Raw genomic sequence first — 21827 nt, 5'->3', positions numbered from 1 at the left:
GGATCTTTTCTGTGCTATTATGCACATTTTTTATATATTCTTTTTCCTTCTTTCAGAATATTGATCGCCGCATTCACATCCCGGTCCATCCGGTTTCCACATTCGCATAGGTATATCCGTTCTGATAATGCCAGCTCTTTCTTCTTATGTCCGCATACGCTGCATATCTTACTGGATGCAAAATATCTGTCTACTTTTATCAGATATTTTCCACGTTCTTCCAGCTTATATCCAAGCAGGGAAAGGAACTGACCGTATCCGTTATCCTGTATCCCTTTTCCGAAATGCAGGCCTCCGGCTATCCCCTTCAGGTTCAGATCCTCCACACATACTGCGTCATAGTCTTCTGCAAGGCTGTGGCTGAGCTTATGCTGGAAATCCTTCCTCTGGTTCTTTATCTTTTCATGATATAAAGCAACCTTTTTCTTCTGTTTCTGATAGTTACGGCTGCCCTTTTCACATCTGGAAAGTTTTCTCTGTTCCCGGGCAAGTTTTTTCTCTGCATTCCGGTAGAACATGGGATATCCGGCTCTTTCACCCGTAGAAAATACACACATCCCATGCATGGCAAAATCCATCCCCAGGAATTTTTCCGCCTGTCTTTTCTCCGCTGTTTGGTTTTCACAGTCGAACAGCAGGCTGGCAAAATATTTTCCGGACGGTTCCCTACTCACAGTCACTGATTTCAGCTTCCATCCCTCCGGGATCATACGGTGGAGTTTTATTTTTACCGGCTGCATCTTTGGCAGTTTCAGGAACCGGTCCTGCAGACAGATATTCCCATTTACCATATTCGTTGTATAGGATTTCCGCGAATGTTTTTTTGATTTATAATGCGGAAATCCCACTCCCGGTTCCCGGAAAAATTTCCGGAAAGCCCCTTCCAGATTTAACTGTACATTCGCCAGCGCAAGAGAATCTACCTCTTTCAGCCATGGATATTCTTTTTTATATCCGGCCGGCGTATTTTTCAGCATCTTTTTTTCTTCCTGATAACGACGGATCTTATCCGCAAGCATCCGGTTATAAAGAAAACGACTGCAGCCGATTGTCTTCTCTATCTGGGTTATCTGTTCTTTATTTGGATAGATTCTTATTTTTACTGCCCGGTTTATCTTTCTCACCCTGACTCTCTATATACTGATGGATTGTTTCAACAGGTGCTATATTTCAAAGATTTCTTTTGTTCTCTCTGACATCTTATCGTCCAGCATCTTTCTGCCATATTTCATAACCAGAATCAAACAAAAACACTGAATGAGAATTATTATCTAAACTCATTATGTACACTCACTTATTGCTTATTTCGACCGTCCAAATTTCAAGAGCATATTGTTCTTTTTTCTATTATAATATATTTATTGTATCAGAACAAGTGTTTTTGCGATTTTTTATGAATTTGAGCAGACATGCTCGAATGTGCAATTCATCCCATCACCTATAGAGGTGAGGGAATTCTTGCTACGGTTGTTAAATAGTAATCAAATTCCATATATATTTTTATAAAATAGAAACGACAGGTCCGAAACCCTTGATTTTCAAGGATTTTCGTCCTGCCGTTTTTCATTTTCATAGTCAAGTGGATAAAATCATCCGCTTCGCTACACAGCTCTACACCAAATAACTGCTCCGCAGGGGACTTACTTGATTCGGTTAAATTTTGCGAAATTATAATCCCACTCGTCCCTATCAGGAAGCTGCTTACAGATTCTTAATTCGTTCAATTGCTTCCAGTGTATTCTCATGTGTTCCAAACGCAGTGAGGCGGAAGAATCCCTCACCATGAGCACCGAATCCTGAGCCCGGAGTTCCTACAATGTTGGCTTTTTCAAGGAGATAGTCAAAGAACTCCCAGGAAGTCATCTTATCAGGTGTTTTCAGCCAGATATACGGAGCGTTTACGCCACCGGATACGGAATAGCCTGCTGATGCCAGACCTTCGTAGATGGCTTTGGCGTTGCTCATATAGTAGCCTACCTGTTCTTTCAGCTGTGCTTTTCCTTCTGGAGAGTATACAGCCTCTCCTGCACGCTGTACGATATATGGCGCACCATTAAATTTTGTGCCATGACGTCTTGCCCAGAGACTATGGAGATCTACACCGTCACGAACCAGATCCTTTGGTACAACTGTAAAGCCGAGACGGACACCTGTGAAACCTGCATTTTTGGAGAAGCTGCGCAGTTCGATGGCGCAGGTTCTTGCTCCTTCGCACTCATAGATGCTGTGCGGTACATTTTCTTCGGAGATGTATGCTTCGTATGCTGCATCATAGATAATTACAGAACCGTTTTTATTTGCATAGTCTACCCATTCCTGAAGCTGCGGTTTGGTGATCGCACCACCGGTTGGGTTATTCGGGAAGCAAAGGTAGATAAGATCCGGTACTTCTTCAGGGAATTCCGGAAGGAAGCCGTTGGCTTCTGTACATGGCATATAGATTACGTTATCAAAGTTGCCACGTTCTTTGTTGTATTCTCCTGTACGGCCTGCCATTACGTTTGTATCTACATATACTGGGTATACAGGATCGCACACTGCAATCTTGTTATCCAGTCCGAATATTTCCTGGATATTTCCGGAATCGCTCTTTGCACCGTCAGATACAAAGATTTCGTCTGCTTCAATATCACAGCCTCTGTCTTTGTAGTCATTCTTTGCAATGGCAGATCTTAAGAATTCATAACCAAGATCAGGTGCATAACCATGAAATGTAGCTGCATCACCCATTTCATCTACAGATTTATGAAGTGCCTCAATGATCGCCGGAGCCAAAGGCTGGGTTACATCACCGATTCCCAGTGAGATCACGTTTGCCTGTGGGTTGGCTTCTTTATATGCTTTTACTTTTTTTCCAATTGTGGAAAACAGATAGCTTCCCGGTAATTTCAGATAGTTGTGGTTTACTGTTACCATGTTTGATTTCCTCCCTGGCATGTTTCGCAGTTTTTATATACCTGTCTACAACAGGCTGCTGCTTTGCCTTTCCATTTCTATTTGTGTCTTCTTTGCAAATATATTTTGTTCGAGTTTTATTATACTTAATTATTTAATAATGTAAAGTCTCAAAGTGTTTTCTGAGCATAATTTTTAATATTAACATTACTGTTCACTGGTAATATCCCGCGAGGTGTTTTTTGTGAGCGAAGGTCACAGAAAACCCGAGACATACTGTGCGAATTTATGCGATTAGCATAAATTAAGTTTGCGAAGCAAACGATACTCCTTGTGCTTTGTACAAGGAGGTTCATATTTTTTGCATCGCGAAGCGTGTTGCTGTGAACAGAGTGAACAGTAACATTTTTTACCCCGGGCATAATGTCCGGGGTGATTTATTTTATTTGCGCTTCTCTACTTCTTTCATTAGTGTCTCGCGGACGCTTGCAGGATTTGCCTTGCCTTTCATCTCTTTCATGATCTGACCTACAAAGAAGCCCATGACTTTATCTTTACCTCCCAGAAGTTCTGAAAGTGGTCCTGGGTTAGCATCCAGGATCCTGTTGATGGTTTCTTCCAGAAGTCCTGTGTCTTCTACAATCTTCAGACCATGTTCCTCAATGTAGGCTACAGGATCAATGTCTTCCTCAAAGACTTTCTCAAAGACTTTTTTTGCATTCTGAGGGCTGACTTCGGATTTTTCTACCATTACCAGAAGATCTGCAAGATGCTTCGGTGAGAAAGATACCTGTTCCGGATCCATAGCTTTATCTTTCGTCAGACGGAGTACCTCACCCATAAACCAGTTTGCTGTCTTCTTTGCATTTCCGTAGATTGCTGCTGTTTCTTCAAAAAGACCTGCAAGATGGCGGGATTCTGTAAGGATTCCCGCATCGTATGCCGGAAGTCCGTACTCTTCCTGATAACGGGCCTGTTTCACTTCGCGAAGCTCCGGCTGTTCTGCTTTGATCTTTTCAATCCATGCATCAGAGATATGGATTGGAGGCAGATCTGGATCAGGGAAATATCTGTAGTCTTTGGCATCTTCCTTGGAACGCATGGCGTAAGAATATTCTTTGTTGTCATCCCAGCGGCGTGTCTCCTGTGTAACTGCCTTGCCTTCTTCGATCAGTTCGATCTGACGTTCTCTTTCGCCTTCGATTGCTCTGGCAATGGCTTTGAAAGAGTTCAGGTTCTTCATCTCTGTTCTGGTACCGAATTCTTCTGCTCCCACTTCACGGACAGAAAGGTTAACGTCTGCACGCATGGAGCCTTCCTGAAGCTTACAGTCTGATACACCCAGATACTGCATCATACAACGGAGCTTTTCCAGATAAGCGATAACTTCCTCGGAGCTTCTCATATCCGGTTCGGATACGATCTCGATCAGTGGAACACCGCTTCGGTTATAGTCTACCAGGGAGCAGTCTTCCCATTCATCATGAATCAGTTTACCTGCATCCTCTTCCATATGCATTTCATGGATGCGGATTTTCTTTTTGCCTGCAGAGGTTTCAATCTCTACCCATCCGTCATGACAGATTGGCAGATATAACTGAGAAATCTGATAGTTCTGTGGGTTGTCCGGATAGAAATAGTTCTTACGGTCAAATTTGCAGTACTGATGGATCTGGCAGTTTGCTGCAAGACCTGCTTTCAGGGCAAACTCTACTACTTTCTTATTTAATACAGGCAGGGAACCCGGCATACCTGTGCAGACCGGGCATGTATGTGTATTGGGTGCTCCTCCGAATTCAGTGGAGCATCCGCAGAAAATTTTTGTTTTTGTTGCAAGTTCTACATGGACTTCAAGTCCTATGACTGTTTCGTACTGTTTCATTATCTGGTGCCTCCTTCTCCTGGCACGGCAAAGGAGCCGCGGCTGGTTTCATAGGCGTGTGCTGCACGCAGGATTTTCTTTTCCATGAAGCAGTCCCCGATCATCTGGATACCGATTGGGAGACCTTTGCTGTCTTTTCCGCATGGAACTGTAATTCCCGGAAGACCGCAGAGATTGACTGCTACTGTGTAGATATCTCCAAGATACATGGCAAGGGGATCTTTTAAGCTTTCACCGATCTTCGGTGCTGTAAATGGAGATGCAGGTGCAAGGAGCACATCATATTTGCCAAATGCCTGGTCAAATTCTTTCTTGATCAGGGCTTTTGTGCGGAGTGCCTTCAGATAGTATGCATCATAATAACCGGAGCTTAACACGAAGGAACCAAGCATGATACGGCGTTTTACTTCCTCACCGAAACCTGCTGTTCTGGTCTTTTTGTACATGTCATGAAGACCATCATATTCTGCTGCACGGAAACCGTATTTAACACCATCGAAACGTTCCAGGTTGGAGCTTGCTTCTGCACTGGCAATAATGTAATAAGCCGGAATCATGTATTCCATGGTCTTGATGGAGAAAAATTCTACTTCTGCTCCCAGTTCTTTCAGTGTATCGAGAACGCTCATAAAGGATGCCTTTACTTCCGGATCAAGTCCCTCTGCCAGATATTCTTCAGGAACTCCGAATTTCATCCCCTTGATATCTCCTGTCAGTTCTTTGGAGAACTGAAGGTCTTCTCTTTTCATGGATGTGCTGTCTTTTGTATCATGTCCTGCGATGATCTCCAGAAGAGCTGCACAGTCAGATACGTCTTTTCCTACAGGTCCGATCTGATCCAGGGAAGATGCATAAGCTACAAGGCCATAACGGGATACTGTTCCATAGGTTGGTTTAATTCCGGTTACACCACAGTAGGAACTTGGCTGACGGATAGATCCGCCTGTATCTGAACCAAGTGCCAGATAAGTTTCTCCTGCTGCTACTGCTACACAGGAACCACCTGAAGAACCGCCTGGTACGTGTTCCAGATTCCATGGGTTTCTGGTGATGCCGTAAGCGGAAGTCTCTGTGGTACTTCCCATGGCAAATTCATCCATGTTTGTTTTTCCGATAATGACCAGTCCGGCTTTTTCCAGACGGTCAATGACTTCTGCATTATACTGAGGCACAAAATTCTCAAGAATCTTTGATGCACAGGTAGTTTTCTTTCCATTAATACAGATATTATCTTTGATCGCGATCGGTACGCCTGCAAGAGGACTGGTATAAGTACCGTCCTCGATGCCTTTTTGTACTTCTTCTGCACGTTTGTATGCTTCTTCTTTATATGTGTCAAGATAAGCGTGTACTTCTGAATCCTGTTTCTCAATCTGTTCAAAAACAGTTTTTACTCCATCCAGGACGCTGACCTGACGCTGTTTTATTTTTTCCCCAAGCTGCAGGGCTGTTAATTTTTCCAACTCCATTGTCCTGTCTCCTATCCTATGGTTTTCGGAACCTGATACTGTCCTTCTTTTGCTTTCGGTGCATTTGCCAGCATTGCTTCTTTGTTGTCTCCGTTTGTGACAACATCCTCACGAAATACGTTCTCGTCCTGGAAGATATGGGACATCGGCTCTACTTCAGATGTATCCAGTTCATCCAGTTTCTCTACATAATCAAGCATTTTCTGCATTTCAGCTTTTGCTTTTTCCTTTTCTTCTTCTGAGAGGGAAAGCTTGGCCAGGATGCACACATTTTCCATTGTTTCATCATCTATGATCTTTGCCATGATTTTCTCCTTATATATACTGCCTGTAACATTCTATATTGCTTTTATTTCCGACTTATTTACGGTTCCAGACGGTTCATATCTCGCGGGAAGAGACAGGTTTCACGAACATTCTCTTCACCGATAAGCTGCATGGTCAGACGTTCCAGACCGATTCCCAGTCCACCGTGAGGCGGCATACCATGTTTGAAGGTATCCAGATACTGTTCCATGCCTTCCTGCGTCATACCTCTGTCTTCAATTTTCTGTACCAGCATGTTGTAATCATGGATACGCTGTCCGCCTGTTGTGATCTCAAGGCCTTTGAATAACAGGTCAAAGCTTAAGGTAAATCTTGCGTCTTCCGGATCATCCATTGCATAGAATGGACGTTTCTTTGACGGATAATGTGTGACAAATACGAAATCTGAGCCATATTCTTCTTTGAAATACTGTCCGATCAGTGCTTCTTCTTCCGGCTCCAGGTCAAATGGATTTCTGATCTTACGGTTATATTTCTGTGATACCAGTTCCTTGGCTACATCGAAACGGACTGCCAGGATTTTGGATACATCCGGGATCTCAAGCTTCAAAATCTGTACTTCTTTTGCATATTCTGTTTTCAGAAGGTTCATGGCATACTGGAGGAATCCTGTTTCCATTGCCATAATTTCTTCGAAGCTGTCAATATATCCCATCTCGAAGTCCAGACTGGTGTATTCATTTAAGTGACGTTTGGTATTATGTTTCTCAGCTCGGAATACAGGGCCTGTCTCAAATACTCTGTCAAATACGCCAACCATCATCTGTTTGTAGAACTGTGGGCTCTGCGCAAGTACTGCAGGTTTGTGGAAGTAGCTGAACTTGAAAAGGTTTGCTCCACCCTCTGCTCCTCTTGCTCCGATCTTTGGAGTGTGGATTTCTGTGAATCCCTGTCCGTAGAGATAATCGCGGAATGCTTTTGTCAGTGCCTCCTGAATCTTAAATTTGGAACGCTCCTGAATATTTCTCAGGGAAATCGGTCTGTAGTTTAATTTTGCTTCCAGGGAAGTGTTCAGTTTCCATTTGTCGATTGCCATTGGAAGTGGCTCTGCCGGTGTTGATAAAATATCAATATGACGAATACGAAGCTCTCTTCCGTGCGGTGCTCTCTCCTCTTCATGCAGGATTCCTTTCACCCTGATCGTCATTGCTTCCTTCAATTCATGAATGGAAACATTTGCCATTTCATTTTCATAGACTGTCTGGAATAAGCCTTCCCTTCTTCTAAGAATGATAAATGCCACATCACCCATATTACGGATGCTGTGAACAGCGCCTTCGATTACGGCTTCCTGGTTCAGGAGATTATTACCTACGAGCTCCTCCCAGGTGTTAATTTCTTTTTTCCATGTTCCATCCATAAATTCCATTTCCTCATCCTCCATTTCTTCATTTCTGAAAACCTTTGTGATATCTTCACTGGTTTCAAGTTCAAAAGGCTTTTCGTGCAAGCACAACGACTTTTTGGCTTAAAACCCTGGAATATCAAAAAGGCGTAATCAGAAAATCCGGAGACACTTATCCCCTGGACTCTCTGATTACGCCTTTGTAATCATTCTTCCTGTTATTATCTATTTTATGTTTGTTTGTATTCTTTCTATATATAATATGATGTTAGGGTCAAAATATATTTTGCCTCTAACTTGATATGAACAAAAATATATTCTGTATATTACCACATATTCTGTCAAAATAATATCGTCATTTTTTACAAAATTTTCCTTATTATTTTCGGATATTTTATTTAGAACGTGTTTGAAAAATCAGATTTCATCATACATCAGCATGAGTAACATCTGTGCAGTTTCTACCATATTAGTACCGGAATCCATACTGCATTTCTGGATATGTCTGTATGCTTCCTCTTCTGTCATCTGGTTTTTTTCCATCAGAAGGCGTTTGGCATTCGAGATATAATTCTGTTCTTTTTCTGATCTGGGCTTTGGTTTCTTCTTTTCTTTTTTGATCCGGCGTTCCAGATGATAGAGCATGTCATTGACCGTATCTATCAGTACGCTTGCTTTCATCGGCATCTGTACAGTGCTGACGGAATTCGGTGCTTCATCTATAATACGCTGAGAGGCCAGAAGCAACATTTCAAAATACTGTGGCAGGTTATCGAGAGCGTCTTTATAATAGGCATCTGTCAACTTATACCCACATATCAGGACACCACTGTCAAGCTCTGAGATACTGGCCAGCGCATTAGAGACAGAGCTGCAGACAGAAGCTACTGTGAGCCCATGTCTGTTAAGTATTGTGCGGATTTTCTTTGCGTCTTCAATTTTCGGTAACGCAATCACAATGCTGCTGCTCATAACTCTGCCACTCCTATTTCTGTTACAGCCTGGGTTCCCGTCCACTGCTTATTGCTTTTTACAACCTCCGCAGGGGACTTGTTTGATTTTGATCAAGCGGATGTTCGCAATCCGCTTCGCTACTTGCTCATAACCGAATAACTGCTTCGCAGTTTATCAGAAGGAGCTTCGCTCCTCCTGATACAAACAAGTCCCCACCCACTGCTTATTGCTTTTTACAATTTCTACAGGAGACTTGTTTGATTCGGTTAAATTCTGTATAAGTATTCCTCGATTTCCCAGGCTGAAATTTCTCTTGTATAGCGCAGCCATTCTTTTTTCTTGGCTGCTGCGTATTCTTTACAAAATTCTGTTCCAAGTACTTCTTTGATCCAGTCACTCTGTTCGAAGTAATCAATTGCTTCGTTCAAATTTCCCGGAAGATTTTCAATCTTCATTGTTTTCTGGTCTGTTTCGGATAACTCTCTGCTGGAGGACTTAGTCGGATAAATCTTCTTATTGATTCCATCCAGTCCTGCTGCCAGACATACTGCAAATACCAGATACGGATTTGCTGCTGCATCCGGACTTCTCAGTTCGATCCTTGTCTCCATACCTCTGGATCCCGGAATTCTTACCAGTGAATTCTGGTTGTTCTTTGTCCATGTCAGTTCTGTCGGTGCTTCATAGCCCGGAACCAGACGTTTGTAGGAATTTACGATAGGATTGGTGATCAGTGCCATCTCTTTGCTGTGAGCCAGAAGACCTCCTACGAAGTAATAAGCTTCTTCGCTTAATTCCTGTGGATTTCCCGGATTAACGAATACATTTCTTCCATCTTTAAATAAGGAGAAATGAATGTGCATTCCGGAGCCGTTTACTTCTGCCCTTGGTTTCGGCATAAATGTCGCATGAAGTCCATGGCGTTTGGCAATGGTACGGACCGTCATCTTAAATGACATGATCCGGTCTGCAATCGTACGGACTTCACCGTATTTGAAATCAACTTCGTGCTGTGCAGGAGCAGTTTCATGGTGAGAAGATTCTACCTCAATCCCCATGTCTTCCAGATTTAACACAATATCACGTCTTGCGTTTTCACCCAGATCCACAGGACTGACATCCAGATATCCGGCCTTTTCATGTGTTACAGTAGTCGGAACTCCGTTATCATCTGTATGAAAAAGGAAAAATTCACATTCCGGATCTACCAGACAGGTGTATCCCTCCTTCTTTGCCTCCCGGGCGGTTTTCTTCAGGATATATCTCGGACTTCTCTCATGGGGGGTTCCGTCCGGACAATAGATGTCGCATAACAGTCTGGCAACTTTTCCCTGCTGTGGTCTCCATGGGAGAATTGCAAAAGTGTCAAGATCCGGTCTTAAGTACATATCCGGTTCAGATTCTCCTGCGATCCCTGCAATAAAGGAACCATCTACAATACATCGGTTATCCAGCGCACGGGGAAGTTCCCGGGCAGTTATGGCAATGTTTTTCAGCGTTCCGAACATATCTGTGAACTGGAGACGGATAAATTCCACGTCTTCCTCCTCAGCCATCTGTAATATTTCTTCTCTGGTATAATTCCCCATTTTCATTCACTCCTTGTCAGCATAGTTTCTGCTGTTTTTGCTTTCTTAATGATTCTTCGATACAGTTTTGTCCTGTCTGGAAGTTTTATAGATTCTTTTTATAATGATATAAAAAATGGCGCACTTTCTACAGTTACTTTTCTATAGAAAGAACGCCTTTGTTCATGTAGGCAATTATAACAATGTACCTGTTCTTTGTCAACTGCATATTTTTTCATCAGCTCTTTCCATGTTACTGTACATTCCGCTCTCAATAACATGCTTTGCTGCTTACATATAATTGCTATTTTGAGAATACCGCATCATTCCTCGAAAGAAGATATACGCAATACTGATTCATACTGATTCCCTCTCTCTGAGAATGTTCTGCCAGTAGTCTATGCAGGCTTCTTGGAATTCTCAGCTTAAACTGTCCGGAATAATCTTCAAGGCTATCCGGTTCATGGATTTCTACCCCTTCTTCTAATGCAGCTTCAAGCCATGCTTTTTTTGCATCCAGAGCATTTGAAATTGCACTTTCCACTGTTTCTCCGCTGGTAATGCAACCAGGGAGATCTGGATACGAAACTACAAATCCTCCTTCGGTTTTATCTTCCACAACTTCCATACGATAGGACATTGACATATAATCATTCAACGTCTTCATGATTCTTCGCCTCACTTTCTACTATTTCCCTTACCATTTCTACATATACTTTCTTTATCGGCTCATGTTTTGGTATTGTAATAGGCATGCACCCAGATTTTCTAAATGTATAATGACTGCTCCCACTTCTCGGAACATGCATATCATATCCATAACTTTCCAATACTTTTCGCAATTCATCAAACCGAAGATCTTTTGATAAATTACATATACGTGTTATCAGTTTATCCCATTTTGACATTCTTATATCTCCTATTTACATTATATGTGGTATCGTATATGGTGTCAATCAATTTTTCTCTGCAAAATTTGAAAAGGTTCCCGTATTCTCCGAAAGAGAAATACGCAAAATATAAATTCAAAAATACTGTCTTTTGTACTTAATCATAAAGGGAAATGGATGAGCCGAATGGTTCAAAAATTATTTTAGATATGCAAATTTAATGTAACAAAAGTATTATTTGCCGTCGACAATTACTAATCAATTTTGTTTAGAGATTATTCGCTGTCGTGTTTGTAGTTCTTTTGATTATTTGATTTATCCATATTATCCTACCTATACGGGCTAATGTTATCATTTTATTATCGGCATTGATAACACGCACTTCGTAACTGTGGATAATAGCAATATGTTCCGATTCAAATTATAAGCGGTTTTGCTTAGAAAATCAATGATCTTATTGTTAAAAAAACATCTGCCATACTCTCATAGATAACAATGACAAAATATAAAATGGAAGTATATATAGTAACCTTTGCAGCCGGTTCTTTGCTGTATATATTATAATACTCTGAATCGGCATCCATATCCAAAGGAGAATACTAAATAATTCAATTTTATACGCTATCCAATAACAAAGCATCGGGAGTAACAACAAGAACATTCCAATAACTGACTTGCATTGTAATTTTTCTTTTAAAGAATATCTGAGCGGAAATCCTTTTTTAACTAAACGTAATTCATTTTGCACATTATAGCTGACAACATTCTGTCCTAATATCAATATAGAAAACAATAATACATGCCTTCTTTCATCAGCATAATCATTGTATCAGGATAAAGTTCACAAAGTATCCGCAATACGTTCCCTTAAGTTCATGTCATTATTGAAATCGTACATATTTCAGTATAAAAAGTTCAGTATTCAAATTCTGATTATTTATAGTAAATATGGTCTATCAAAATGACTATTTTCTGTTTCATTATTTAACTTAACCAAACAATTCCTATGCATAAAGGCGGAATTCACTTTACATTTCCCCTATATATTTTTCTGCCATATGTACTGCCATAGCACCATCTGCAACAGCTGTTACTATCTGACGAAGTAACTTTGTTCTGACATCTCCTACAGCATAAACACCTGGAATACTTGTTTCAGTATGTTCACCTGCCACAATATATCCTTTATTATCCAGTTCTATCTGATTATCTAAAAAATCTATTGTCGGTTTTCTTCCTATGCTCACAAACAAGCCGTCACATTCTATAATGTTTTCTTCTCCTGTAACTGTATCTTTCAACCGCACACCAGTCAATCGTTCTCCATAAAGCAGTTCTTTTACTGTACTATTCCATCGAAACTCTATATTTTCAGTTTTCATCAGCTGGTCATTGTAAATTTTTGTTGCACGTAATGTATCTCTTCGATGAACAATGATAACTTTCTTAGCAATTCGACTTAAAAGAGTAGCATCTGATACAGCAGAATTTCCACCACCAACAACAACCACAATCTTATCTTTATAAAACATACCATCACAGGCGGCACAATAAGCAACTCCATGACCTATCAATTCTTTTTCTTTATCAAGACCAAGTTCTCTTGGATTTGCTCCTGTAGCTATCACTACTGTTTTCCCAATATAAATTCCCGAACTAGTTTCTACTCTCTTAAGCTTTCCTGCTAAATCCATATTAAAAACTTCTGCATATTCACTTTTAGCACCATATTTTTCCGCCTGTTTTTGCATTTTCTCTGCCAATGAAAATCCGTCAATTCCATTTTCAAAACCAGGATAGTTATCAATCTGCCATGTCAGTGACATCTGGCCACCTGCAGATAATTTTTCTAAAACAATTGTTTCAAGTCCTGCTCTGGCTGCGTATAATGCTGATGTATACCCACCAGGTCCTCCTCCCACGATAATCATATCGTAAACATGATTTTCATTCATACAACAGTCCTCCTATTTTATTTTTCCAAAGCTTCATTAATAAAGTTTTCTATCATTTTTTTTGATTCGGGTGCAACAATAGAATCTATTGCCTTTCCATCTCGATATAAAACCAGCGTAGGAATTATCTCAATCTTTTCAGCTTCTGCAATATGTGGTTCTTCATCAATATTTACTTTTCCTGCAATAAGAATATCGCTGTATTCTTCACTTATTTTTTCATAAGCTGCTCCAATTCTACGGCAATAACCACACCAAGGTGCCCAGAAATCAACCAAAACCAGTTTTTCCTTATTAATTAATTGTCCAAACTTTTCTTTATTTATATTTATTGATGTCATATTTTTTAACCCCTTCTCCTGTTTGAACTTAATATACCGCATAAAAGATCTTGCTTCCGTGATGATATCACAGAAAAGACAATTTACTTTATTACGCTTCTTTTTATTTCTATTTACGGCATATGCCAGTTATATAATTGACACATCTCAATAAATTAAGTATACTCCCGTCTTTGACAGTTACAAAAAGCTGGGAGTATTATACGTTCAATTCATTACTTTCGGCAAGTAAGAAATAATCAATATGAAAATAACAAAAAAGGATGCGCTACGGTAACTTCTCCATTACCTTGGCACATCCTTTCGTATTATTATTTTTCACTATTCTTCTTAATGACAGCTATGGCTTCCACATCCGTGCTCACCACAGGTATGTCCTTCCCCGTGGCTGTGCTCATGGTGAGAGCACTTCACATCCGGATTGTAATCCAGTGTTTCATTAATAAAGGCTTCTACTGCTTCATCCGCATCTCCGGAAACTCCTCCGAAAAGCTTAATACCGGCTGCCGCTAATGCTGTCTGTGCACCGCCTCCGATTCCACCACAGATCAGTACATCTGCATTCAATGCATTAAGAACTCCCGCCAATGCACCATGTCCGCTTCCATTCGTATCTACTACTTCTGAATGTACTACTTTTCCTTCCTCTACATCGTAAATCTTAAATGTCTCTGTGTGTCCAAAGTGCTGGAAAATCTGTCCATTTTCATATGTTACTGCTATTCTCATGATACCTTCTCCTTTTTCTGCTGCATATTTTTGGTAAATTTCCTGTTTGTAACATCCTCCAAAGCTACAGTTGCTGTTCTGACCGTCACAGATTCTTATATCCCCACCCTCGATTCTAAGCGGATGTCCATCAATGAGTGCATCTGCTATTTTCTTCCGGGCAATCTCGTAAATTCGTTGAACAGTTGTTCTTGCGACTTGCATAGATGCTGCACACTGCTCCTGACTATAACCTTTCTTGTCCAAAAGACGAATTGTCTCATACTCATCTACCGTCAGAACAATGGGTGTTTTTTTCTCAGTATTATCTGCCGGGAAAAATTCTAAAGTATTGGGAAAATGACAGATTTTTCTGCACTTTACTGGTCTCGGCATAAACTGCTCCTTTCTCACTTTTCTTATATAATAGTCCTATAAAAGGCATATGTCAATAATGTTTTTGACATATGCCTTTTATAGATCACCTAATAGTATTACTTATTTTCATTATTTTTTAATTTATAGATGCCTTGCGTCATTGTTCCCATTGGACAAAATGTACACCAGGTTCGTGGCTTATATAACACCATTACAATCAACCCTAACAGCAGCGATGTAAGCATCAAACTATAAAATCCAAAACTAAACTGTGCCACCCAATCAGCTACTGTTCCTGCAGTGTATGTCCATCCCCATGGAACACGGAATGTCCAGAATAGTTTGATGGCTTCACGCAAGGAAGATGCTCCGGCACCAACTAAATATGTCTGAAATACCATATTCCCAAACATTGTAAGGAAAAATATCAAAAAGCCATATCGGAACCATTTTGAACTCATCCATCGCGGGGTTGGTTTATTTCTTGAGCATTTTAAATCTCCTCCAAACTTACTAAAAAGCTGGCCTCGTCCACACAAATGATTACAGAAAAATTTATTTCCACCGAATATTGCTATTCCTAACGGCACCAAGAAATCAATCATCCCAAACCAAGCGAACAAAATATTAAAAAAACCGAGAGCAAAATAAATGATCGCCCATATCCATAAATAATCATACCAATGCTTCTTTTTCTTCACACTGTTACCCTCTCTTTCATTTCAATACAGCCTACTGGACAGGACTTTGCACATTTTCCGCATCCTACACACAATGTTTCTTCTACTACCGCATAGCACCCACGATGGACTTTAACCGCTGCCAACGGACAAGTATTTTCGCATACTCCGCAGGCAACACATCTTTTTTTATCGACACTTGCCACTCTTTTTGCCAATGCTTTGTTCCCCTTTCAAATTTGTTATCTCTATTGTACCTGAAAAAGGTAAATTCTTCTGTGATATTATTACATAAGAATTTACCTTGACCGCTAATAACTAAAAAGACATATTTTTATTATACATCACCTTTATATTTATATATGATGTTTAGAATCTCCTCAATTGTTCTAATAATTATTTTTTGTTTTTCTTTCATTGTTATAGATTTGCTTTCTTCTTCAGATACTGTCCAGCTGACAAACTGACATTCCACAGTTTAATCCAAGATGAAAGTGTATATTATTTTCATCGTTTAAAAATCCTTTGTTTTGATGAAGATATTCACACCGGAGCTGCCAACAGCGTTCTCCGCAAATATCTGGCAAAGTCAATGCCAATGCCAGTGCAGACTGCCATCGTCTATCTACAATATTCAGTTCTACTTCTTCAATTCGGTCCAGTAATGTAAAACTGACATCTCCCTGCATTATTTTTCCCTCCCTCATATTTACATCAATCATGTACTATAATCAGTATATTTTTATTTATGGCATATGTCAATTATAGAATTGACGCATCTTAAAAAAGCAAGTATACTATGTTCGTAAAGGAGATAACTGTTATGAACTTTGAAAATTATTTTCCACTATGGAGTGACTTAAATACAGCACAGAAAAAACTAATTTCAGACAATTTAATCACACAGGTTGTAAAAAAAGGAACGATCATTCACAATGGAAACCTGGACTGTACTGGATTATTACTGGTTAAATCCGGGCAGCTTCGAACCTACATACTTTCAGATGAAGGACGGGAGATTACACTTTACCGTCTGTTCGATATGGATATGTGTCTTTTATCCGCCTCATGTATCATACGCTCCATTCAATTTGAAGTAACCATTGAAGCAGAAAAAGATACTGATCTTTGGATCATCCCTGCTGAAATCTATAAGGACATTATGAAGGAATCTGCTCCCGTCGCAAACTATACCAATGAGTTAATGGCCACCCGTTTTTCTGATGTCATGTGGCTGATTGAACAAATCATGTGGAAGAGTTTGGATAAGCGTGTTGCTTCATTTCTTTTAGAAGAGACCTCTATCGAAGGAACAAACGAGCTGAAAATCACTCATGAGACGATTGCTAATCATCTTGGTTCCCACAGGGAAGTTATCACTCGAATGCTCCGATACTTTCAAGGAGAAGGACTCGTCAGACTCTCCCGCGGAAAAATCACAATCCTTGATTCGAAAAGACTGGAAACACTACAAAGATCATAAAAATGTTTTTCTATAACATCTAAAGAATCCTCCATTTATCAGAATTATGGAAGTCATTCTAATAAATGGGGGATCTTTTTATGCTACGAGAAAATTATAAAAATATTTTGTTTATTTCTAATAATCCATACCGCATGCATATGTCCTTTCGATCAGCGCACGGTCATTAACCACTGCATCATAGAAACGGAATCCGCCGGAGAAGTTGTATGTTTCATATCCATTTCCTTCCAGAATACGGCTGGCAATGTAACTGCGCAGACCACTCTGGCATATCAGATACACAGGCTTTCCTTTCTCAATTTCATTGATCCGTTCCCTCAGTTCATCTACAGGAATATTTTTGAATCCATCCATATGTCCCCTGCTAAATTCATCTACCGTTCTCACATCCAGCAACACAGCACTTTTATCTTTAGAAATCTTATCCATATCTTCCAAATGCCATTGTTTTAAGGTCCCTTTTGCTATATTGTCTATCATGAATCCGGCCATATTTACAGGATCCTTGGCAGAGGAATAAGGTGGTGCATATGCGAGATCCAAATCTTTCAGCTGGGTTGCCTTCAGCCCTGCATGGATTGCTGTTGCCAGCACATCAATACGTTTATCAACTCCTTCATATCCAATAATCTGAGCACCAAGCAAACGATACGTCTTTTTTTCAAAAACCACCTTCATGGTCATCACTTTTCCTCCAGGATAGTAACCGGCATGACTCATAGGAGAAAGAATTACTGTATCTACCTCTAATCCTGACTTTTTGGCATTGGTTTCATTGATACCTGTAGTGGCTGCTGTCATATCAAACACTTTGATAACGGAGCTTCCCTGACTGCCCAAGTAACGATTATCACCGCCACAAATATTATCAGCAATGATCCTTCCCTGTTTATTGGCAGGTCCCGCTAAAGAGATTAACGCATCATTGCCAGTAACATAATGTTTTACCTGAACTGCATCACCTGCAGCATAAATATCCGGTACAGAAGTTTCCATTCTGTCATTCACTACAATACTTTCCTTGATGCCAAGTTCCAGACCGGCTTTTTTTGCTAGTGCTGTGTCTGGTGTGACGCCGATTGCCAGCACCACCATATCAGCCTGAAGAGATGGATTATCTTTCAATAGAACCTCCACTTCATTGTCTTTTTCTTTAAATCCTTCTACTGTATAGCCCAATACCAGTTTTACTCCATGCTTTCTCATTTCATTATGGATCATGGATGCCATATCCGGATCAAAAGGATTCATCAGCTGCTTAGGTCGTTGGACAATCGTAACATCCATGCCAAGCTCCCTCAAATTTTCTGCCAGCTCTAAACCAATAAAACCGCCACCAGCCAACACAGCAGATTTTGGATGATTCTTATTAATATATTCCTTTATCAGAAAAGTATCTTCTACTGTACGAAGTGTAAAAAGCTTATCAATACCTACTCCAGGAAGTCTCGGCTGTGTTGGCTTTGCACCTGGAGAAAGGATCAGCTTATCATAGTTTTCTTCAAATATCTCACCATTCTCCAAATTTTTCACTGAAACTGTTTTACGATCCGGATGTATGGAGATAACTTCATGATAAATTTTCATATTGATATGGAAACGTTTAAAAAAACTCTCTGGTGTCTGTAATGTAAGTTCTTCCGGATCTGTGATCACGTCTCCAATATAATATGGAAGCCCACAATTCGCATAGGATATGTATCCGGATCTTTCAAACACAGTAATTTCTGCATGTTCATCCAGTCTTCGTATTCTTGCAGCAGCTGTAGCTCCTCCGGCTACACCTCCTACGATTATTACCTTCATCTTATTTTTCCACCTTTCCTGAATAAGCAGCAATGCCACCGATATTATTTACTTTAGAATATCCCATTCGTTGCAACAACCCTGTTGCTTGACGACTTCGGACTCCGGAATAACAGTATACAAACAGTGGAATTTCTGTATTCTTCACTACTGAAACAACATTGTTAAGTTGTTGTAACGGTACATTTTTACTTTCTGGTATATGCCCTTCCTGATATTCCTGCGGAGTACGTACATCCAGCAGAACTGCACCAGCAGTCCTTTTATATTCCTCTATCCCTTGATTAATATTCGCCTGTTTAAGGAAATCAAAAAATCCCATTAGTGCACCTCCTCCTTAAAGCATTTCTAAAATTGCATTCTTAGGTCTCGCACCTGAAACCTGTTGTACGATCTTCCCATTCTTCATAACCACCAAAGTTGGGATACTCATAATACTAAATTCACTTGCCAGTTCAGGCTGCTCATCCACATTGATTTTACCAACTCTGATATCAGGGCGTTCACCTGCAATCTCCTCTATGATAGGAACCACCATACGACAAGGAGCACACCAAGGCGCCCAAAAATCCAAAAGGACAGGTTTATCAGAATTCATCACTTCACTCTGGAAATTATTTTTATTGATATTAATTGCAGTCATTTTATAATCCTCCCTTAGTTTCTAGCTACATTATAAACAAAAGGTAGATTATTTTCTGTGATATCATCACAAAATATCGCAATAAAAAGGGGCTGTGAAATAACAGTCATCTACGCAAAAAGAGGACTTTTCGTTCATTTTAAAAGAAAAGTCCTTTTTTAAATTTCATATTCAAATCTTAAGACACATTCTTATAATTCCTAAAATCAGCAAATGTACTGGATAAAAAAGATAATTAAACCACTTATTCTGTTTTCCACGTTCTCCATTATAAGTAAGTGTCAGGCCAAATCCAAGCAAAGCCCATGGTTCTTTGAACATGGAAAGATAGGAAAATGGAATCGCAAGTGCCTGTCGGTCATGAAAAATATAATAGAAATATCCAATCAGCACCGCATGGTGTTCATAATCTAATCCCAGATTCATTGCAGCAAAGCACAATACTGTCACAATGAGAAATGATACGAAATACCATAAAGCTTTCGGCAATGCTGCCATCTTTTCCTTGAGTACATCAATCAGCCAGATCATGGCAAGCACCAAGGCTAACGTAAACATAATATTGTTCCAGTTGGCTTCAAAAAATGTAGCTGTTGTACACATATCAAAAGGAATTTCTGATATTACTCCAAATACAAGAAGTGTAATTAAATACTTCCATTTATTTTTTGTGTGGAAATAGCCTTCCACGAGAAGGAAGATGAATATTGGAAATGCGATTCTTCCTAAAATATCAAAAAAGTCACTCAACCGATTCAATGCTCCTCCATCCAAATTCGGATAGATTAACGCTTTGTTTGTGTGATCGATAAGCATAGATAGAAAAGCAATGTATTTAAGCTGCGCCCCTGAAAATATTTTTATTCTTTCTTTTATATTGTTCATAAAAAATAGTCCTTTTTTTAATTTCTTCAATTACATTCACTTATTGGGTCATCTTTACCCACCCCACTGGATATGGCGAAAAGGAACCGTTGAATAGTAGGAAGCTAAGATTGTGATAACTCTATATTACTATAGTTGTTTTGAAAAAACTATATAAAAGAAGAGTTTATGAAGCATAAAGCTTTAAAGAAAATCGAAGGAGGAAAGTCCACTCAAAGAGTGAATATACAAAAACAAAAGATTAAGGTGCAGAAACTTCATCTGGAATTGTTGGAGAAATTGCAGTAGCATACAGGTTACTGTTCACTCCCGTGTCAATCACTTCGCTGATTGACACGGAGAATGCATGTTTTGGCTTGAATGCATCTCGCCCCATCGCCAAAGGCGATTTAAAATGGCGAGATGCGTTGCTGGTCGCACATCGTGTGAACAGTAACGCATACAGCGAAAACAGAGGATGAAATGAAGAGCTGGATGCAATTGAAGAAAAAATATGATATCCTAAGTGTAGCAGAAAGATATAATCATGGAGGTATATACACATGTACATTGCAGACAAAAAAGATACGACACAATAGTTTACAACCGCTGCGGTAAAAGTGACTTGAAGCTGCCTGTTGTTTCACTTGGACTCTGGCACAATTTTGGTGATACAAGTGTCTACGAAAATATGAAGCAGATGTGCTTTACCGCTTTTGACAATGGAATCACTCATTTTGACCTTGCCAATAATTATGGGCCTGCTTATGGCAGTGCAGAACGCAATTTCGGCAAGCTTTTCAGGGAAGAACTTCATCCATACCGAGATGAAATGCTCATCAGCACAAAGGCCGGATTTGATATGTGGGAAGGACCTTATGGCAATTGGGGAAGCCGCAAGTACCTTATTGCAAGCCTGGACCAGAGTCTTAAGCGACTTGGACTTGATTATGTCGATATCTTCTATCATCACAGAATGGATCCTGAGACACCACTTGAGGAGACTATGGGTGCTCTTGACTCTATCGTTCGAAGTGGAAAAGCCCTTTATGTAGGTCTTTCAAATTATGATGGTCCCACACTTAAAAAGGCTACAGAAATCCTAACCTATTTGAAATGTCCTTTCGTAATCAACCAGAACCGTTATTCTATTTTTGACAGAACAATTGAGAATAACGGGCTTAAGGACACTGCCTATGAGCTTGGAAAAGGTATCATAGCTTTCTCTCCTCTCGCACAGGAACTTCTTACGAAGCGCTACCTCAATGGTATCCCTGCTGATAGCAGAATTGCCACTGACGGACGATTTCTTAATGAGACTGCACTTACATCAGAAAAGCTTTCCCAGATTCAGGCACTTAACGAAATTGCTATGGAAAGAGGACAGACGCTTGCCGAGATGGCTCTTAGCTGGATTCTAAAAGATGATAAAGTAACAAGTGTCCTGATTGGAGCTTCAAAACCTGAGCAGATTCTTGATAATATCAAGATAATCGGACATACTGATTTTTCAGATGAAGAACTTAAGAAGATTGATGATATCGTTAATTCTTAATCAATGAAAGGGGCTGTGAAAAAAGAATAGTCCTGAAAAAAGAAAGACCAAGAGTTTATAATGAACTCAAGGTCTTTCTTT

The 21827-nt window shown here is 39.9% G+C and carries 21 protein-coding genes and 1 pseudogene; 2 read left to right on the top strand and 20 right to left on the bottom strand.

Features of this window, described 5'->3' with window-relative positions:
• Positions 1-17: 17 nt before the first annotated feature.
• The 16 genes from R8695_RS05765 to R8695_RS05690 form a co-directional block, all read right to left on the bottom strand.
• Complete coding sequence (locus tag R8695_RS05765) at positions 18-1124, bottom strand: RNA-guided endonuclease TnpB family protein (protein ID WP_331669663.1); 1107 nt, start codon at positions 1122-1124, stop codon at positions 18-20.
• Between the two features lie 577 nt (positions 1125-1701).
• Entirely contained in the window at positions 1702-2916 is a 1215-nt protein-coding gene (locus R8695_RS05760; RefSeq protein ID WP_022381182.1) for an LL-diaminopimelate aminotransferase, read from the bottom strand.
• Positions 2917-3337: 421 nt separating this feature from the next.
• Entirely contained in the window at positions 3338-4780 is a 1443-nt protein-coding gene (gatB, locus tag R8695_RS05755) for an Asp-tRNA(Asn)/Glu-tRNA(Gln) amidotransferase subunit GatB (protein ID WP_026650061.1), read from the bottom strand.
• Positions 4777-6246, bottom strand: a complete 1470-nt coding sequence (gene gatA / locus R8695_RS05750) for an Asp-tRNA(Asn)/Glu-tRNA(Gln) amidotransferase subunit GatA (RefSeq protein ID WP_154781053.1) — start codon at positions 6244-6246, stop codon at positions 4777-4779. Before gatA ends, gatB begins: the two co-directional genes overlap by 4 nt.
• 11 nt (positions 6247-6257) lie before the next feature.
• Positions 6258-6551, bottom strand: a complete 294-nt coding sequence (gene gatC, locus R8695_RS05745) for an Asp-tRNA(Asn)/Glu-tRNA(Gln) amidotransferase subunit GatC (protein ID WP_008704901.1) — start codon at positions 6549-6551, stop codon at positions 6258-6260.
• A gap of 59 nt (positions 6552-6610) precedes the next feature.
• Positions 6611-7942 (bottom strand): aspartate--tRNA(Asn) ligase, encoded by a 1332-nt coding sequence (aspS, locus tag R8695_RS05740; protein WP_154781052.1) that lies wholly within the window; start codon positions 7940-7942, stop codon positions 6611-6613.
• A gap of 393 nt (positions 7943-8335) precedes the next feature.
• A complete protein-coding gene (locus R8695_RS05735; RefSeq protein WP_118573040.1) occupies positions 8336-8890 on the bottom strand; it encodes an ANTAR domain-containing response regulator in 555 nt (184 codons plus the stop codon).
• A 248-nt stretch (positions 8891-9138) separates the two neighbouring features.
• Positions 9139-10461 (bottom strand): glutamine synthetase family protein, encoded by a 1323-nt coding sequence (locus R8695_RS05730; RefSeq protein ID WP_008704905.1) that lies wholly within the window; start codon positions 10459-10461, stop codon positions 9139-9141.
• Positions 10462-10744: 283 nt separating this feature from the next.
• The gene (locus tag R8695_RS05725; RefSeq protein WP_118512447.1) at positions 10745-11107 is read right to left on the bottom strand and encodes a type II toxin-antitoxin system HicB family antitoxin; all 363 of its coding nucleotides are present in this window, start codon (positions 11105-11107) and stop codon (positions 10745-10747) included.
• Positions 11091-11348 (bottom strand): type II toxin-antitoxin system HicA family toxin, encoded by a 258-nt coding sequence (locus R8695_RS05720; protein WP_118512449.1) that lies wholly within the window; start codon positions 11346-11348, stop codon positions 11091-11093. The genes R8695_RS05725 and R8695_RS05720 overlap by 17 nt, the downstream gene beginning before the upstream one ends.
• A gap of 1010 nt (positions 11349-12358) precedes the next feature.
• The gene (trxB, locus tag R8695_RS05715; protein ID WP_118512451.1) at positions 12359-13285 is read right to left on the bottom strand and encodes a thioredoxin-disulfide reductase; all 927 of its coding nucleotides are present in this window, start codon (positions 13283-13285) and stop codon (positions 12359-12361) included.
• Between the two features lie 17 nt (positions 13286-13302).
• On the bottom strand, positions 13303-13626 hold the full coding sequence (locus R8695_RS05710; RefSeq protein ID WP_182437480.1) for a thioredoxin family protein: 324 nt from the start codon (positions 13624-13626) through the stop codon (positions 13303-13305).
• A 330-nt stretch (positions 13627-13956) separates the two neighbouring features.
• Positions 13957-14730: a NifB/NifX family molybdenum-iron cluster-binding protein gene (locus R8695_RS05705; protein WP_118512455.1), complete on the bottom strand. Its 774-nt coding sequence runs from the start codon at positions 14728-14730 to the stop codon at positions 13957-13959.
• Positions 14731-14828: 98 nt separating this feature from the next.
• A complete protein-coding gene (locus tag R8695_RS05700) occupies positions 14829-15413 on the bottom strand; it encodes a 4Fe-4S binding protein (protein WP_118512457.1) in 585 nt (194 codons plus the stop codon).
• Positions 15410-15610: a 4Fe-4S binding protein gene (locus tag R8695_RS05695; RefSeq protein ID WP_118331703.1), complete on the bottom strand. Its 201-nt coding sequence runs from the start codon at positions 15608-15610 to the stop codon at positions 15410-15412. Before R8695_RS05695 ends, R8695_RS05700 begins: the two co-directional genes overlap by 4 nt.
• Before the next feature lie 222 nt (positions 15611-15832).
• Positions 15833-16081 carry a hypothetical protein gene (locus R8695_RS05690; RefSeq protein WP_243139606.1) on the bottom strand — a complete coding sequence of 83 codons (249 nt, stop codon included), beginning with the start codon at positions 16079-16081 and terminating at the stop codon, positions 15833-15835.
• A gap of 134 nt (positions 16082-16215) precedes the next feature.
• Here R8695_RS05690 and R8695_RS05685 point away from each other — a divergent pair, with 134 nt between their 5' ends.
• Positions 16216-16875, top strand: coding sequence for a Crp/Fnr family transcriptional regulator (locus R8695_RS05685; protein ID WP_243139605.1), 660 nt, complete (start codon positions 16216-16218; stop codon positions 16873-16875).
• Positions 16876-16992: 117 nt separating this feature from the next.
• Here the strand turns inward: R8695_RS05685 and R8695_RS05680 are convergent, their stop codons facing one another.
• The 4 genes from R8695_RS05680 to R8695_RS05665 all read right to left on the bottom strand — a co-directional run bounded on the left by R8695_RS05680 (position 16993) and on the right by R8695_RS05665 (position 20212).
• Positions 16993-18684 (bottom strand): FAD-dependent oxidoreductase, encoded by a 1692-nt coding sequence (locus tag R8695_RS05680; RefSeq protein WP_154781050.1) that lies wholly within the window; start codon positions 18682-18684, stop codon positions 16993-16995.
• A 1-nt stretch (position 18685) separates the two neighbouring features.
• Positions 18686-19006 (bottom strand): rhodanese-like domain-containing protein, encoded by a 321-nt coding sequence (locus R8695_RS05675; protein ID WP_118331629.1) that lies wholly within the window; start codon positions 19004-19006, stop codon positions 18686-18688.
• 15 nt (positions 19007-19021) lie between these two features.
• Complete coding sequence (gene trxA / locus R8695_RS05670; protein WP_117854274.1) at positions 19022-19327, bottom strand: thioredoxin; 306 nt, start codon at positions 19325-19327, stop codon at positions 19022-19024.
• A 171-nt stretch (positions 19328-19498) separates the two neighbouring features.
• A complete protein-coding gene (locus R8695_RS05665) occupies positions 19499-20212 on the bottom strand; it encodes a TraX family protein (protein ID WP_117675050.1) in 714 nt (237 codons plus the stop codon).
• A gap of 542 nt (positions 20213-20754) precedes the next feature.
• Between R8695_RS05665 and R8695_RS05660 the strand changes: the two are divergent.
• Positions 20755-21746 (top strand): annotated as a pseudogene (locus tag R8695_RS05660) (aldo/keto reductase).
• The last annotated feature ends 81 nt before the right edge of the window (positions 21747-21827 follow it).

Source organism: Blautia luti, assembly GCF_033096465.1.
GTDB lineage: Bacteria > Bacillota > Clostridia > Lachnospirales > Lachnospiraceae > Blautia_A > Blautia_A luti.
Note: the sequence above shows the minus strand (reverse complement) of the source record. Positions and strands in the feature narration are given on the sequence as shown.